This is a genomic window from Acinetobacter sp. ANC 4169 (genome assembly GCF_002135355.1).
Classification (GTDB): domain Bacteria; phylum Pseudomonadota; class Gammaproteobacteria; order Pseudomonadales; family Moraxellaceae; genus Acinetobacter.
In genome coordinates, this window is record NZ_NEGE01000007.1 from 18,519 (window position 1) to 33,711 (window position 15,193).

14 protein-coding genes are annotated in these 15,193 nt (G+C 42.5%); 6 read left to right on the top strand and 8 right to left on the bottom strand.

All coding sequences use genetic code 11. The features are described 5' to 3' along the window. Positions 1-338: 338 nt before the first annotated feature. A complete protein-coding gene (locus tag B9T26_RS06755) occupies positions 339-1,226 on the bottom strand; it encodes a pirin family protein (RefSeq protein WP_086198964.1) in 888 nt (295 codons plus the stop codon). A 313-nt stretch (positions 1,227-1,539) separates the two neighbouring features. Between B9T26_RS06755 and ycaC the strand changes: the two genes are divergently transcribed. Beyond that, positions 1,540-2,166, top strand: a complete 627-nt coding sequence (gene ycaC / locus B9T26_RS06760) for an isochorismate family cysteine hydrolase YcaC (RefSeq protein ID WP_086198965.1) — start codon at positions 1,540-1,542, stop codon at positions 2,164-2,166. A 124-nt stretch (positions 2,167-2,290) separates the two neighbouring features. Then, entirely contained in the window at positions 2,291-3,214 is a 924-nt protein-coding gene (locus B9T26_RS06765) for a LysR substrate-binding domain-containing protein (RefSeq protein ID WP_086198966.1), read from the top strand. Positions 3,215-3,286: 72 nt separating this feature from the next. On the opposite strand, the gene ahpC is transcribed toward B9T26_RS06765, so the two are convergent. Next, positions 3,287-3,850 (bottom strand): alkyl hydroperoxide reductase subunit C, encoded by a 564-nt coding sequence (gene ahpC, locus B9T26_RS06770; protein WP_086198967.1) that lies wholly within the window; start codon positions 3,848-3,850, stop codon positions 3,287-3,289. Positions 3,851-4,007: 157 nt separating this feature from the next. Continuing rightward, positions 4,008-4,640, bottom strand: a complete 633-nt coding sequence (locus B9T26_RS06775; RefSeq protein WP_086199081.1) for a TetR/AcrR family transcriptional regulator — start codon at positions 4,638-4,640, stop codon at positions 4,008-4,010. A gap of 139 nt (positions 4,641-4,779) precedes the next feature. Here B9T26_RS06775 and B9T26_RS06780 point away from each other — a divergent pair, with 139 nt between their 5' ends. Beyond that, positions 4,780-5,244, top strand: coding sequence for a hotdog fold domain-containing protein (locus B9T26_RS06780; protein ID WP_086198968.1), 465 nt, complete (start codon positions 4,780-4,782; stop codon positions 5,242-5,244). 78 nt (positions 5,245-5,322) lie between these two features. Here B9T26_RS06780 and ssb read toward each other — a convergent pair whose 3' ends face one another. The 3 genes from ssb to B9T26_RS06795 all read right to left on the bottom strand — a co-directional run bounded on the left by ssb (position 5,323) and on the right by B9T26_RS06795 (position 8,566). Continuing rightward, positions 5,323-5,916, bottom strand: a complete 594-nt coding sequence (gene ssb, locus B9T26_RS06785) for a single-stranded DNA-binding protein (RefSeq protein WP_086198969.1) — start codon at positions 5,914-5,916, stop codon at positions 5,323-5,325. A 51-nt stretch (positions 5,917-5,967) separates the two neighbouring features. Then, a complete protein-coding gene (locus B9T26_RS06790) occupies positions 5,968-7,332 on the bottom strand; it encodes an MFS transporter (protein WP_086198970.1) in 1,365 nt (454 codons plus the stop codon). Positions 7,333-7,480: 148 nt separating this feature from the next. Further along, positions 7,481-8,566, bottom strand: coding sequence for a DUF475 domain-containing protein (locus B9T26_RS06795; protein WP_086198971.1), 1,086 nt, complete (start codon positions 8,564-8,566; stop codon positions 7,481-7,483). A 234-nt stretch (positions 8,567-8,800) separates the two neighbouring features. Here B9T26_RS06795 and tenA point away from each other — a divergent pair, with 234 nt between their 5' ends. After that, positions 8,801-9,472, top strand: a complete 672-nt coding sequence (gene tenA / locus B9T26_RS06800) for a thiaminase II (protein ID WP_086198972.1) — start codon at positions 8,801-8,803, stop codon at positions 9,470-9,472. 377 nt (positions 9,473-9,849) lie between these two features. Here the strand turns inward: tenA and B9T26_RS06805 are convergent, their stop codons facing one another. Both B9T26_RS06805 and B9T26_RS06810 read right to left on the bottom strand, forming a co-directional pair. Continuing rightward, positions 9,850-10,191: a GlpM family protein gene (locus B9T26_RS06805; RefSeq protein WP_086198973.1), complete on the bottom strand. Its 342-nt coding sequence runs from the start codon at positions 10,189-10,191 to the stop codon at positions 9,850-9,852. A 60-nt stretch (positions 10,192-10,251) separates the two neighbouring features. After that, complete coding sequence (locus B9T26_RS06810) at positions 10,252-10,608, bottom strand: DUF1304 domain-containing protein (protein ID WP_413772762.1); 357 nt, start codon at positions 10,606-10,608, stop codon at positions 10,252-10,254. A 244-nt stretch (positions 10,609-10,852) separates the two neighbouring features. On the opposite strand from B9T26_RS06810, the gene uvrA reads away from it, so the two are divergent. Together uvrA and B9T26_RS06820 are read left to right on the top strand one after the other, a co-directional pair. Beyond that, a complete protein-coding gene (gene uvrA, locus B9T26_RS06815; RefSeq protein WP_086198974.1) occupies positions 10,853-13,684 on the top strand; it encodes an excinuclease ABC subunit UvrA in 2,832 nt (943 codons plus the stop codon). Between the two features lie 59 nt (positions 13,685-13,743). Further along, a complete protein-coding gene (locus B9T26_RS06820) occupies positions 13,744-15,138 on the top strand; it encodes an anti-phage deoxyguanosine triphosphatase (protein WP_086198975.1) in 1,395 nt (464 codons plus the stop codon). Positions 15,139-15,193: the final 55 nt, after the last annotated feature.

Consider the following 15,193-nt stretch of genomic DNA (forward strand, 5'->3'; position numbering starts at 1 on the left):
TTTTTAACAAAACTCATCATGATGTATATGTAGCCGATATTTTCATTTATTTAAACCGATAACAATTCCGAATAAATACAAGAAATAATTAAATTTATTTCCACATAAAAAATAAAAACCCTTTAAAAAAAGCACTATATATTAACCAATTTTATAACAAACGTTTTACAAAATCCTCCAAAATTATTATGATAGGTAAAGTAAAAACCTGATAACTCCATTACATTTTCATCAGCCACAACTATACAAATATGCTGACAACAACAAAATTCAGTTCGCAAAAAAGCCCTTAAATTTTTAAGGGCTTCTTTTTTAAGGCCTAGATTTAAAAACCAGGCTTAAGCCAGCACCGGTATTTCACCAAACTTGCCGCTATTAAAATCATTAAATGCTTGAATGATTTCATCTTTACTATTCATGACAAAGGGGCCATAACCTTGAATAGGCTCATTCAGTGGCTGGCCGGTCAGCAGCAGAAATTTACTGTCAGTCAGGGCTTCCAGCTGAATCTCTGCCTCGCCGTCTTTGGCAAACATCACAATAGAACTGTCCTGAACATGATGTGTGCCATTCAGTTGCATTTCACCTGCCAGTACCACCAGCAGCACATTGTGGTCGACCGGCACATGAATATGCTGCACATGCTCTGCCTTCAGTTCACCATCCCAGACATTCACCGGACTATGGGTTGCAGCGGGACCAACATGCTCTGCCTGATCGTCCATATAGCGGCCGGCAATCACCCGGATATGCCCTGCACCGTGTTCCAGCTCAATCACAGGAATGTCTTGTGCTGCAATGGCCTGATATTTAGGTGCGGTCATTTTGTCGGCTGCTGGCAAATTCACCCAAAGCTGGACCATTTCAAACAGGCCACCATTTTGAGCAAAATCTGGTGAATGAAACTCTTCATGCACCAAACCTGCACCGGCAGTCATCCATTGCACATCGCCGCTTTGAATGGTGCCACCGCCGCCGGCTGAATCTTTGTGGCTGACTTCGCCTTGATAAGCAATAGTCACGGTTTCAAAACCGCGATGCGGATGCGAACCGACACCATGCTGCTGCGTCGTCGGACTAAAATGATAGGGTGCAGCATAATCCAACAGTAAAAATGGACTAATCGCCTGGCCTAGGCGGTCATAGGAAAACAGGTTTTTGACCGGAAAGCCATCTCCGACCCAATGCATATTTTGATTGCGATAAACACCAATGACTTTTTTCATCTTTTAACTCCTATATTCTCGATAGGATGAACATGGACTTATGCTAGTGCTTTTATCGGTCTGGATATATAGCGATATCCATACACAGTGTCCTATAAACAAGATAAAATGATTTTATAAAGCGACATCTCCGCTTAAACCGTTAAAAAAAATGCTCTTATTTATAATTATCCTATTTTTATGATTAATCTTCTCGTAATCAACACTTCTATTGTCCCATTTTCACACTTAGCATAATAAACATCACGACATCACCACACTTCTAGTTTAGGTTGATGTCAGTATGTTTTTCATCACAACGAGGAATAGAAAAATGGGCAAACCTTATATTCGTTTAGATAAAGATAATGCAGCGGTTCTTCTGGTCGATCATCAAACCGGTCTGTTATCCCTGGTACGCGACATCGATCCTGACAAATTTAAAAATAACGTACTGGCACTTGCCGCAGCAGCCAAATATTTCAATCTTCCGACCATTTTAACCACCAGTTTTGAGCAGGGCCCCAATGGTCCCTTGGTTCCTGAACTGAAGGAAATGTTCCCGGATGCACCGTATATTGCCCGTCCAGGTCAAATTAATGCCTGGGACAATGAAGACTTTGTTAAAGCAGTTAAAGCAACAGGCAAAAAGCAGTTGATTATTGCCGGTGTGGTGACAGAAGTCTGCGTGGCTTTCCCTGCACTTTCAGCGCTTGAAGAAGATTTTGAAGTTTTTGTGATTACCGATGCATCCGGCACCTTTAACCACTTAACCCGTGATTCTGCCTGGGACCGCATGTCCAATGCCGGTGCGCAACTGATGACCTGGTTTGGGGCTGCCTGTGAATTGCATCGTGACTGGCGTAATGATGTTGAAGGTTTGGGTGCATTGTTCTCGAATCATATCCCTGATTATCGCAACCTGATCAACAGCTATAACCAGCACAGTGGTCAAAAATAATCATGGTCTTTTAAAATAAGCGGTCTTCGGATCGCTTTCTTGTTTTTGCAGTTGTATCCTATCGTTTATCCATTTGATTTTCAGATAGAATGATAAGGATCTAACCCTGTTCTGAGCGTGATGTATGCATTCATTTGATGATTATTATTACTTTTTCCTGGTGGTCAAACACGGCGGATTTAGTGCAGCAAGTGAAGCCAGCAATATCACCAAATCAAAACTCAGCCGCCGCATTTTAGATCTGGAAAGCCAGTTTAATGTCAACCTGATTCAACGCTCCACCCGTCATTTCAAGGTGACGGCACTGGGACAGGAATTTTATGAGGAATGCTGTAAAGTCATTGCTCAGGTGGAATGTGCCAATAATGTCTTGCTGAAACAAAAAAGTGAGCCACAAGGCCTGATCAAAATCAGCTGCCCTGCGCTGATGATGCAGTTTCAAATTCGCACTTTACTCAATCAATTTCTCAAAGATTATCCCAAGGTACAGATTGAACTGGAGCTGACCAGCCGCCGAGTTGACCTAATTCATGATGATATTGACCTGGCGATTCGTACCAATTTTCAGGCCAATGAAGATTCCAGTTTAATTGTCCGTGACGTGATTAAAACCACGCATTGTCTGGTGGCCAGTCCGGAACTGTTACAGGGACGGAAAATCCAGAATTTTACCGAACTGCATGACTTTCCCAGTGTAGTGCTCGGTACGCAAAAATCACAATATTACTGGCATTTGCACAATCGCGAACATGATGAAGCCATAGATATTCCGCTACAACCGCGGATCAAAAGCAATGATCTGGCAGGCGTGTATTATGCGGTACGTGACGGTTTAGGCATTGCCGACCTGCCCTATTTAGCTGTTGAACAGGAGATTCAACAAGGCCAACTGATTCATGTGTTACCGGAATGGTGCTCGAATTTAGGTATGGTGCAACTGGTGTATGCCTCGCGTAAAGGCCAGCGCCTGGTGATGGAAAAACTGATTGATTACTTGATTGAAGGTTTAAGGGATTTAGCCAAAGATCACCTCGGCTATATGGCTTAATTTTCATCCCCTAAAAATAAAAAATCCAGAACTGAAGTCCTGGATTTTTTGGGAGATCATCTCGATATGAGATTAGATTTTACCAATCAGGTCGATTGAAGGAGCAAGGGTCGCATCACCTTCTTTCCATTTTGCCGGGCAAACTTCACCTGGGTGTGCATGGACGTATTGTGCTGCTTTGACCTTACGTAGAAGTTCTTGCGCATCACGACCAATACCGCCAGCGTTAATTTCGATAATCTGGATTTTGCCTTCCGGGTCAATCACGAAAGTACCACGGTCAGCCAGGCCTTCAGCTTCGATTAATACTTCAAAGTTTTTCGCCAAAGTCCAGGTTGGGTCGCCGACCATTGCATACTGGATTTTTTTGATTTCTTCAGAAGAATCGTGCCAAGCTTTGTGGGTGAAATGTGTGTCCGTTGATACTGAATAAATTTCTACGCCCATTTTTTGGAATTCAGCATAGTTATCCGCCAAATCGCCTAATTCTGTTGGACAAACGAAAGTGAAATCTGCAGGATAGAAGAACACCACTGACCATTTCCCGATCATGTCTTGTTCAGACACTTGAATGAATTCGCCATTTTTATACGCTGTTGCGTTGAATGGTTTCACTGCAGTATTAATTAAACTCATCAGATATTCCTCTAGCTCGTTTCTGGGATTGCTTATCTTGTGAAGCTAGAATACGAAAATTATCAAAATAGGTAAAACCGTACTTTTTTATAAAAATTATCGGATTTTTAGATTTAACAATTCTATCCTGTTTTACTGTTTAATTGCCGTATCCGATTTAAGCTTGAGAAGAAAACTGCACAATGGATTGCCAGGCGGCATCAATCAAGGCCTGCTTATATGCACTTGGATTAGTACTGACTTTGTGCGACAACCAGGCTCGACAATAACTTTCAGTTGCACCCAGCATTAAAGACAACAGCAATTCACGCGGAATTTTTGCAAGTTGCGCAAGCTCTTCATCAGGCTGCTTTTTCAACCAGTCAAATACCGCCTGATTACGTTGCTGGTTTTGAACGGCAACTGCGGCATGCTGTTCTGCACCTAAACCCATGCGCGCCATAAACAGGAACCGGGCAAAATCGGGGTTCTGCACCACCCAATCGATATATTGGCCAATGATGACAGTCACACCCTGTTGCACGTCTTGAGCTTGCTGTAAGGCTGCTGTGCGCTGCTGCATCTGATCTTGCAAGGCCGCACTAAACAGGGCTCCCACCATGCCTTCCTTGTTTTTAAAATGATGATAAATCGCACCTACACTACTGTCAGCACGCGCACGAATCATTTCAATGCTGCTGGCTTCAATACCGAATTCAGCAAAGCAATCCAGGGCATGTTGCAGCAAAATACGCTTCAGTTCGGCACGGCGTCCGGGATAAATACGCTGGAGTAAATCGGCTTGCTGCATATTCATATGCTTCGATACATGATGAGACCAGGCAAAATCATAGACCATTTTTTATCAAAAAGCAGTCAGTTGTGCCACATAACAGAATAATATTCTGTATTAGAATAATACTCTGCGAACTAAAATATGGACAATTCTGATGAGCCAAGCACTAAAAGTATGGAAAGCCTTAGAAAATAAACCGGCAGGCAAATGGACATTTTCGAAAATGCTGTGCTTAAAAGCCCCTTATTTCAGCAGTATTTCTCCGCTGTTTGAAAGACTGGAATCGGAATACTGCGAAATCAAGATGAAAAAGCACCGCGCTGTGCTGAATCATCTGGGCACGGTACATGCCATTGCCATGTGCAATATGGCAGAGCTTGCCGGAGGAACCATGACCGATGCCACCGTACCTGCTACGCATCGCTGGATACCCAAAGGCATGCAGGTGGAATATCTGAAAAAAGCCAACACCGATTTAATTGCAGTTGCCACACCGTTGCAAGCCCATTTCCCGTGGAATGCAGGCAGTGATTATCTGGTGCAGGTTGAAGTCAAAGACACGGCTCAGCAGGTTGTGTTCCGTGCCGTTATCACCATGTGGGTTTCTGCCAAGAAATAAAAATTACTAATCATTTGCCCATTAAAAAACCCTCCGCAAGGGGAGGGTTTTGAAGACGACTTGCCGTTTTAATTGCGATTAAAACGGTAGATCATCATCTAAATCTGCCGGTGCAGCCGCTGCTGGCGCTGGTGCAGGCTGTTGTTTTGGCGCAAAACCACCTGGGTTGTTGTTGCCATAACCACTACCCTGATTGTTTTGGTTGTTGTAACCACCTTGGTTAGCACCGCCATAACCGCCTTGGTTATTGTTGTTATTGTTATAGCCGCCACCTTGGTTATTGTTAAAACGGGGTTGGTTAAAACCGCCGTTGTCTGCACCTTGTTCACCTTGCTGACGGTTGCTGTCCAGCATTTGCATTTGTTCACCACGAATTTCCGTAGTGTAACGTTCTTGACCGCTTTGATCTGTCCACTGACGGGTACGCAATGAACCTTCAATATAAACTTTAGAACCCTTACGTAGATATTGCTGTGCAATTTCACCTAGGCGGTTATGTAACACAATACGATGCCACTCAGTTTGCTCTTTACGCTCACCGGTATTTTTGTCAGTCCACGAATCACTCGTTGCAATCGAAAACTGAGTAAGAGAACCACCATTTGGAAAGGTTTTTGTTTCAGGATCTTTACCTAAAGTTCCAACTAAAATAACTTTATTAACACCACGCATCAGACGTACACTTCCTATTTATTTCTGTATTTTACTTTATAAGAGTTATGCTTAAATGGCTACCTCTTTACCCAACAACTGCGTTAAATCTTGTCGCGCAGCTTCATCTATAAGCTGTTTATCAATTTTAACATAAGCAAATTGCTGATCGGGCATTACCACAACCTCTTCAATACCACGAATTGCCAAAAGTTGAGAAGTCCACTCATCCGTTTGTTTCGCCTCTGGTAAAGGCAATACCAATGAGGAAAGATAACGAGGCTGGGCTAAACCAAAGCTGATCAATAACCAGACAATTGCGAGTGCTGCCAAGATACTCCAACCCACTGAAGTATTATTGAGTAACAAGAGTTGACCACCAATCATGCCACCAAAAAATGCACCTAAAAACTGGCTACTGGCATTGACACCCATGGCAGTTGCCTTGGACTGAATCGGGGCAGATTTGGATAGCCACGATGGCAATAAAGCTTCCATCACGTTAAAAGCAATAAAGAAGCATCCCAAACCTAGCAGTAAAATATATTTGGACTCATAACCAAAAATCAGTACCAGCAAGCCTAAAATAATACCGCCAATCGCAGTCAGGAAAATACCGCGCATTTTGCGATATTTTTCCGCCAAAATAATGCTCGGGAAGGCAAAAAATAAGCTAATGATCAGCAGTGGCAAATACACCAGACCATGACTGGCCAATGGAATATCGGCGAACTGAATCAGTTGTGAAGGCATATATACAAACATCGCGGTGAGCAATAAATGCAGCGCAAATACCGAAACATGCAAGCGGTTTAAATCGCCCATTTTCAGCACCTGTTTCAGTTGCGCGAGATAACCTTGCTGGTAATTTTTATGATGACGGGTCACTTTCGGAACCAAAAGCAACATCGAGATTGCTGCCAGCCCCATAATGGTCGTGACCCAAAACAGGCCGGAAATTCCCACCAGACTGGTGAGCCAAGGCCCCAGACTGAATGCCACCATGAACGATACGCCAATACTCATACCCATCACAGCCATGGCTTTGCTGCGCTGTTCTTCACGGGTCACATCGGCCAATAATGCCATGACTACAGCAGAAACCGCACCACCACCGGCAATGGCACGACCTACAATTACGCCATAAATGGTTTCAGACATTGCGGCAATTGCACCACCCAAAGCAAACAGCAACAAGCCCAGAATGACCAGAGGCTTACGGCTAAAGCGGTCTGCCAGCAAACTAAATGGAATTTGTAAAATGGCCTGCGTTAAACCATACACCCCGACCGCCAAACCAATCAGCGCAGGTGTAGCCCCTTGATATGACTGTCCTGCTACTGAAAATACAGGAATAATCATGAACAGGCCCAACATACGCAGTGCAAAAATACTGCTTAAGGCAAAGGTTGAACGGCGTTCTAAAGCATTCATCATATCAATTGGCTTGGATCTATAAGTTTCATTTCGATGGATTATCCTACAACATTCATTGTTACAGATGCTGATTTTCAGGAATAAACCACCATAAAAAAAGGGCACATTTTCATGCGCCCCTATTGTACTCGGTTTTCTTAAAAAACGATTAACCGATTCGTTCTTGACGTTTGCTATATTGAATGGAAGCAATGACCGCCCACACAATAAAGGCTACACCAATTAAACCGGTGACCACTTCCGGTATATGTACACCTGTACCACTGGCCAGCATAATGAAGGCTAAGGCACCAATGGCATAATGCGCGCCGTGCTCAAGGTAAATGTAGGCATCCAAAGTACCTTTTTCCACCAGATAAATGGTCATGGAACGCACGAACATCGCACCAATCGCAAGACCGAGCATAATGATGACTACATCCGAAGTAATCGCAAAAGCACCAATTACCCCATCAAAACTGAACGATGCATCCAGCACTTCCAGATAAATAAAACCGCCAAAACCGGCTTTAATCACGCCTGTTGCAGCGCCACTGGCATCATGACCGACCGCATTACCTTGTTCATCAATTTCAGGTTCACCGCCTAACAGGTGGCTCAGTACTTGAACCCCAATGTAGATCACAATCCCCCAGATACCGGCCATAGTTACGGCTAGACGTGTGGCTTCTTCTACATTTGCTGCCATAATCAGCAAACCAATTAAAGCCAGGAATACTGACATTGCAGGTACGTTGGCCAGATTAGACAAACGCGCTTCAAGCCATCTGAACCAGTGGGTATCTTTTTCGCTATCCAGAAAGAAATTCAGAAACACCAGCAACAGGAATGCGCCACCAAAGGCTGCAATTTCCGCATGATGAGCCATGAGCTTTTCGGAATAGCTGATTGGATCATTCAGCGCCATTTTCACGACTTCCATCATGCCCATGTCGGCAGTCACGGCAACAATCACAATCGGGAAGACTAAACGCATGCCGAATACAGCAATAACAATACCGACGGTTAAGAAAATCATTTTCCAGAAATGATCCCAACCGCGTAGTACCGAGGCGTTGACCACAGCATTATCGAAAGAAAGTGACACTTCCATGACTGCTAAAATGGCAGTAATGGTGAGCGCCGTGAACATGGTCTTTAAACCTGCTTCCGGGCCATGCGTAAAGCCCCAGTATGCAGATATAGCCAGACACACGATCGTAAAAATGATTGAGAAACCAAAATGTTTCATCATGATAGATCGACCTATAGATATTTATATCGAGTAAATTCAGTAAAACTTAAAAATAGAAGCTTAAGATTTTATGCGCATAATTATGACGGCTTTTTGATATTTATCCAAAGTTCTTCGTATGATTTTTTTTGGGTACAAATACACTATTTTTTCTGCTGCATATCTTGAGCTGAAAACTCTTGTTATAGTCCCGCTTTCTGTAAATTCTTCTTTTAATATCGACAGGATGATGACATGAGCTTTTCTCAAGATGTATGGCAGCGAAATTTAGCTTTATATCAAAAAACTTTAGGCCTGCCATTTAACCAGCAACTTGCTCAAGGCACATTGAATAAAGATGTATTCAGCCATTATGTCATTCAGGATGCCCATTATTTACTAGCTTATGGCCGTGCGCTTGCAGTCTGTGCAGCAAAAGCCTTTACCGCTGAAGATGTAATTCAGTTTGCCGATGCCGCCAAGATTGCCATTGTGGTTGAACGCAGCCTGCATGATGACTTTATGCAGGAATTTGCCATCAGCAAAGATGAGTTTAGAACCACGCCACTGACTCTGGCTTGTCATCATTACACTTCATTTTTAACGGCCACGGCTTGGTCAGAAAGCTATCCGGTGGTACTGGCTTCATTACTGCCGTGTTTCTGGATTTATGCCGAAGTGGGTAAAGCCATTGTCGATCATTCCGTGCCAAATAACCCTTATCAGGCATGGATCGATACCTATTCAGGTGAAGAATTTAATCAGGCAGTTCGTAACGTGATTGAGACGGTTGATAGAGTGGCCGCTCGTTGCGATGCAGATACTCTGGAGAAAATGCATCATGCCTATACTACGGCGGCTAAACTGGAATGGCTGTTCTGGGATAGTGCCTATGATCAACGCCAGTGGTTGGGTTTGGATGAATAGACTTCTGTTATAAGTCATTTCTCAATCACTACAAGTTTCTCCTAACACCAAAATAGAAAATAAATTTAGCAAGTATTTGATTCATGAGTGTGGCATGGATGCCACACGTTTCCCATCTCTTGCGCTGCATTTTAAAGCAGTGCTTAAAACTAGCTCAGGATGTCGTGTATGGGAAACAAAAGGTTTTTCTTGAGGACTCAAAATATATTTTGAGATCCTCATTTTGACCTCTCAAAAGTAGAGGTAATGCCTACGCAAAGGCATAAAAATTGAATCAGTTAAATGAGGCAGTGCTGATTTTTAAAAATCTAATATTGAACGTTTTGTGATTTTTACAAGTTAGCTAATTACTAATCATAAAAATGGATTGTTTGTTTTTAATTCTGAAACATCTGCCAGCCATAAATCAGCCCTGCCGCAGCCACAATCCAGCAAAACGTAGCCACGCCCAAACACGACCACATCGACATCTTGGTTGCCAGTACATAGACCATCAACAAGTAGAAGGCATAGGGAATCAAAGACCATAAACCGAATAAGGCAGTTTTCTGTAAAGCTGCCGCACCCTGCTGCTGTGACACAATCACATGGGCAATCAGGGCAAAAGTCGGAAATAACGGCACCAAGCCTGCAATATAAAAAGCTTTACTCTTGGAAAGTATGGAAATTAGCAGCACTACAACAGCGCCCAAGATACATTTCAAAAATAAAGACAACATATGCAAATAGATCCAACAGACAAAGGTTTTATGCCATAAATTCTATGCCAATCTGTCCATTTACAGGACATTTAACGCAATCAATGCAAGCAAGGCAGGTAGCGCCTGAATATAAATAATCTTTTTACCCACTGTGATGCCACCATAAATGCCTGCAACCAATACACAGCCCAAAAAGAAATTTGCCAATGCCGCGGCATAGGTTTCAGGTGCAAGCAGCGACCAGATCAGTCCTGCCGCTAAAAAGCCATTATAAAGCCCCTGATTTTGCGCCAGCAGCTTGGTTAGTTTTGCCTTTTCTAGGGTATTGCCAAAGGCTTTCATGCCTAGCGGCTTATCCCAAAGAAACATTTCCAGAATTAAAAAATAAAGATGTAATAGCGCAATCAAGGCAATCAAAACTTTTGTAATAATCATGAGATTTCCATTTTTTATTCTTTACAGGGTATTTTACATTTTAACGATGAATCGGTCGAAATACTGAATTTCAATATCTAAATGTATGACTTACAGGTACAGAGAAGAGCCATTCCCATGCATTCAGTTTAAATCCTTAAACAATCCGTCACAGTCTGACGTTTTATTTTTATTAAATACAGCTTGAACATTTTTCATGCGCTATCATATATAAGTTTTTTGATGAATTTTCTAGGATCATTGCATGAGCCAAAGTCACATCCGTATTCGAGGTGCACGTACCCATAACTTAAAAAATGTGTCTCTCGATATTCCACGCGACAAGTTTGTGGTGATTACGGGGCTTTCGGGTTCAGGTAAATCATCCCTTGCCTTTGATACCTTATATGCCGAAGGTCAGCGCCGTTATGTGGAATCACTTTCTGCCTATGCACGCCAGTTCCTTTCGCAAATGGAAAAACCTGAAGTCGACTCGATTGAAGGTTTAAGTCCCGCGATTGCCATCGAGCAGAAATCGACCAGCCATAACCCGCGTTCAACTGTGGGAACAATCACGGAAATTTACGACTATTTACGTCTGCTGTATGCACGTGTGGGTACGCCCTATTGCCCTGAGCATGATTTACCCATGGTGGCACAAACCGTATCGGAAATGGTGGATGCGGTTAAAAGTCTGGAAGAAGGTACCGCTTTAATGCTACTTGCGCCAGTGGTGCGTGAGCGTAAAGGCGAATACAGCAACCTGTTTGAACAGCTGCAAAGTCAGGGTTTTGTGCGTGCCCGTGTCGATGGCGAAATTATTGAAATTGATACGCCGCCCGAACTGGACAAAAAGAAAAAGCACACCATTGAAGTGGTGGTTGACCGCTTTAAAGTCCGTGATGACTTGGGCAATCGCATCGCTGAATCATTCGAAACCGCGCTGCGTTTAGGCGGCGATATTGCCATTTTGGCCTGGATGAAGGGCGAGCAACCTGAACGGGTATTCTCAGCCAAGCACTCCTGCCCTGAATGTGACCGTGCCGTAGCGGAACTGGAACCACGTTTATTTTCATTCAACAACCCTTTCGGTGCCTGCCCGGTCTGTGATGGCTTGGGAACCCGTAGCCATTTCAGCGCCGACAAACTGATTCCGAATACTGACGTTTCGATTAGCCAGGGTGCAATTCGTGGCTGGGACAGACAGCGTCCTTATTACTACAGCATGATTGAAAAAGTCGCGGCACATTTTGGTTTTTCTTTAGATACGCCATGGCATGAACTGGATGCCGATACCAAAAAGAAATTTCTTTACGGTACAGGCAAAGAAAAAGTCGACTTAAGTTATGTCGATGAACGCGGTCGCAAACACAATCGTGTGCAACCTTTTGAAGGCATTTTGCCGCATCTGGAACGTCGCTATCGTGAAACAGAAAGTAACTATGTCCGTGATGATTTGGCCCAGTATCTTTCCAATGCCGCCTGTGATGCCTGTGGCGGTTCACGACTGAATGAAATTTCCCGCAATGTCCGGGTTAAAGACAAGACCATCGCCCAGATTACAAAAATGTCGATTGGGGATGCCGAAAGCTATTATCAGGATTTAAACCTTGAAGGTGCCAAAGGTGAAATTGCCGACAAGATTTTTAAGGAAATCCGGGAACGTCTGCACTTCCTTGTTTCAGTGGGTTTGAACTACTTAAGCCTTTCGCGTTCTGCCGAAACCTTGTCAGGTGGTGAAGCACAGCGTATCCGTCTGGCTTCACAAATTGGTGCCGGTCTGATGGGCGTAATGTATGTACTGGATGAGCCTTCAATTGGTTTGCATCAACGCGATAATGACCGCCTGCTGGAAACGTTAGTTCGCTTACGCGACTTAGGCAATACCGTACTTGTGGTTGAGCATGATGAAGATGCGATTCGTGCTGCTGACCATATTATTGATATTGGTCCGGGTGCAGGCGTGCATGGTGGATATGTGATTGCCGAAGGGACTTATGACGAGCTGGCGGCCAATGAAAATTCGCTAACGGGTCAATATCTGTCAGGAAAACTCAAAATTGAAGTTCCAAAAAAACGTGTTGAGCCACCCAAACCAGAAGAGCAAATCAAGCTGATGGGTGCTGCTGGCCATAACTTACAGAATGTCGATTTAACCATTCCTTTAGGGGTAATGACCTGTGTGACCGGGGTTTCAGGTTCAGGTAAATCGACACTGATTAACCGTACCCTGTTACCGCTGGCCGCAACGCAATTGAACGGTGCAACCACCCTCACCGCAGAAAAGTTTGATTCGATTGATGGTTTGCAATTTCTCGATAAAGTCGTGGATATTGACCAAAGCCCGATTGGACGTACCCCACGTTCCAACCCTGCGACCTATACCGGACTGTTTACCCCGATTCGTGAATTATTCGCGCAAACACCCGAAGCTAAAGCCCGTGGTTATGCCGCAGGTCGTTTCTCGTTTAACGTGAAAGGCGGTCGCTGTGAAGCCTGTGAAGGTGATGGCATGATCAAGGTGGCTATGCATTTCTTGCCGGATATGTATGTGCCGTGTGATGCCTGTCATGGCAAGCGTTATAACCGCGAAACTTTGGAAGTCGGCTATAAAGGCAAAAACATTTCTGACGTGTTAGAGATGACCGTTGAAGATGCCATGCATTTCTTTGATGCCATTCCGGTGATTCATCGCCGTTTGGAAACCTTGACTCAAGTTGGCTTGGGTTATATCCGTTTAGGTCAGTCAGCGACCACCCTTTCAGGTGGTGAAGCGCAACGTGTGAAACTGGCGCGTGAACTGGCAAAACGGGATACAGGTAAAACCTTGTATGTATTGGATGAACCGACTACGGGTCTGCATTTCCATGACATTGCCAAGTTGCTGGATATTCTGCATCAGCTTCGTGATAAGGGTAATACGATTGTGGTGATTGAGCATAATCTGGATGTGATTAAAACGGCCGACTGGGTGATTGACCTAGGTCCTGAAGGCGGTGCCGGTGGTGGTCAGATTATTGCTGAAGGTACACCTGAAGAAGTGGTGAAATCTAAGGTTTCACATACTGCGAAGTTCTTGAAGCCGTTGTTGAAATAAAACTCAATGTTCAGTTAAGAGTATGTTAAATTAATAATTTCATTTTAATCATACTCTTAATGAACACAGAAATTAAATCATCAGTTTGGGAAGAACGTTTAAGCTATCAAGAAAATTTCCCAAAACCAGATAGTGGTTTTGCTTCACCTTACTCTCAAGATAGAGCTAGAATTATTCATAGTGCTTCCTTCCGTCGTTTACAGGCTAAAACTCAAGTCTTAGGTCTAGGTGATAGTGACTTTTATAGAACACGTTTAACTCATTCAATGGAAGTAGCTCAAATTGGTTCTGGTATTTGTGAAAGACTTAGAAATAAATATGAAGGACAAATGTTTGAAGAATGGATTCCTTCTTTACATTTAATTGAGGCAATCTGTCTAGCACACGATATTGGGCATCCTGCCTTTGGACATGGTGGTGAAATTGCTCTCAATTATTGCATGCAAAATCATGGTGGCTTTGAAGGAAATGGACAAACTTTAAGAATTGTTTCTAGATTAGGTGAGTTCGATTCGAAACATGGTCTAAATTTAACTAGAAGAACAATCTTGGGACTTATTAAATATCCAGCAATATATGAAGATGTGACCAATAACAATTTTAAAAAAATTCAAGAAAAAACAATAAAACTCAACTTAGATTGTTATAAGCCACCCAAATGTATCCATAAAGAAGAATCAAAAATTCTAAAATGGGCATTAGAACCATTTTCTGAAAAAGATAAGACTTTATATCAGTCAATTAAAAAATGTGATATTCAACTTAAAGAAGATTTAAGTAATCAGGCTGATATCAAACACTATAAAACACTTTATAAGTCATTCGATACATCAATTATGGAATTAGCTGATGATATTGCTTATGGCATACATGATTTAGAAGATGCTATTGCTTTAAATTTAATCACTAAAGATTTATGGACTGATCCCAAGAAGGGAGTTCACAATATTCTTGTGCAAAATTTAGATACAAATGCTTTAAAAGTACTTAAGTTAGATTCTGCTGAAAAATTAAGTGACTTACTTTTTGCAGGCGATAAAAATTCAAGGAAACATGCTATTAGTAAACTTGTAAGATTACTGGTACAAAATATCTCAATTCATGAAAATCATAATTTTGAACATCCTCTTTTAAGTTATCAAGCACAATTGCCCGAGAATATAGAAGTAATATTAAAAGCATTAAAAAACTTTGTTTTTAATATTGTTGTTAAATCTCCAGAAGTTCAGTTACTTGAATATAAAGGTCAAAAAATTGTCTTAGAATTATTTGAAGTTTTATACGCAAATCCAGAAAGATTACTACCAAAGAATACTTATGAAGTATTCAAAAACTCGTCCAATCCTTGTCGAGATTTATGCGATTTCATATCCGGTATGACCGATAATTATGCAACAAAAATGTATCAGAAACTTTTTATGCCTTCTATGGGATCTATTTTTGATAAATTGTAAGTTAGAAATACCAACTAGAAGAATACTCATTATATTTAAAATATAATGAGTATTT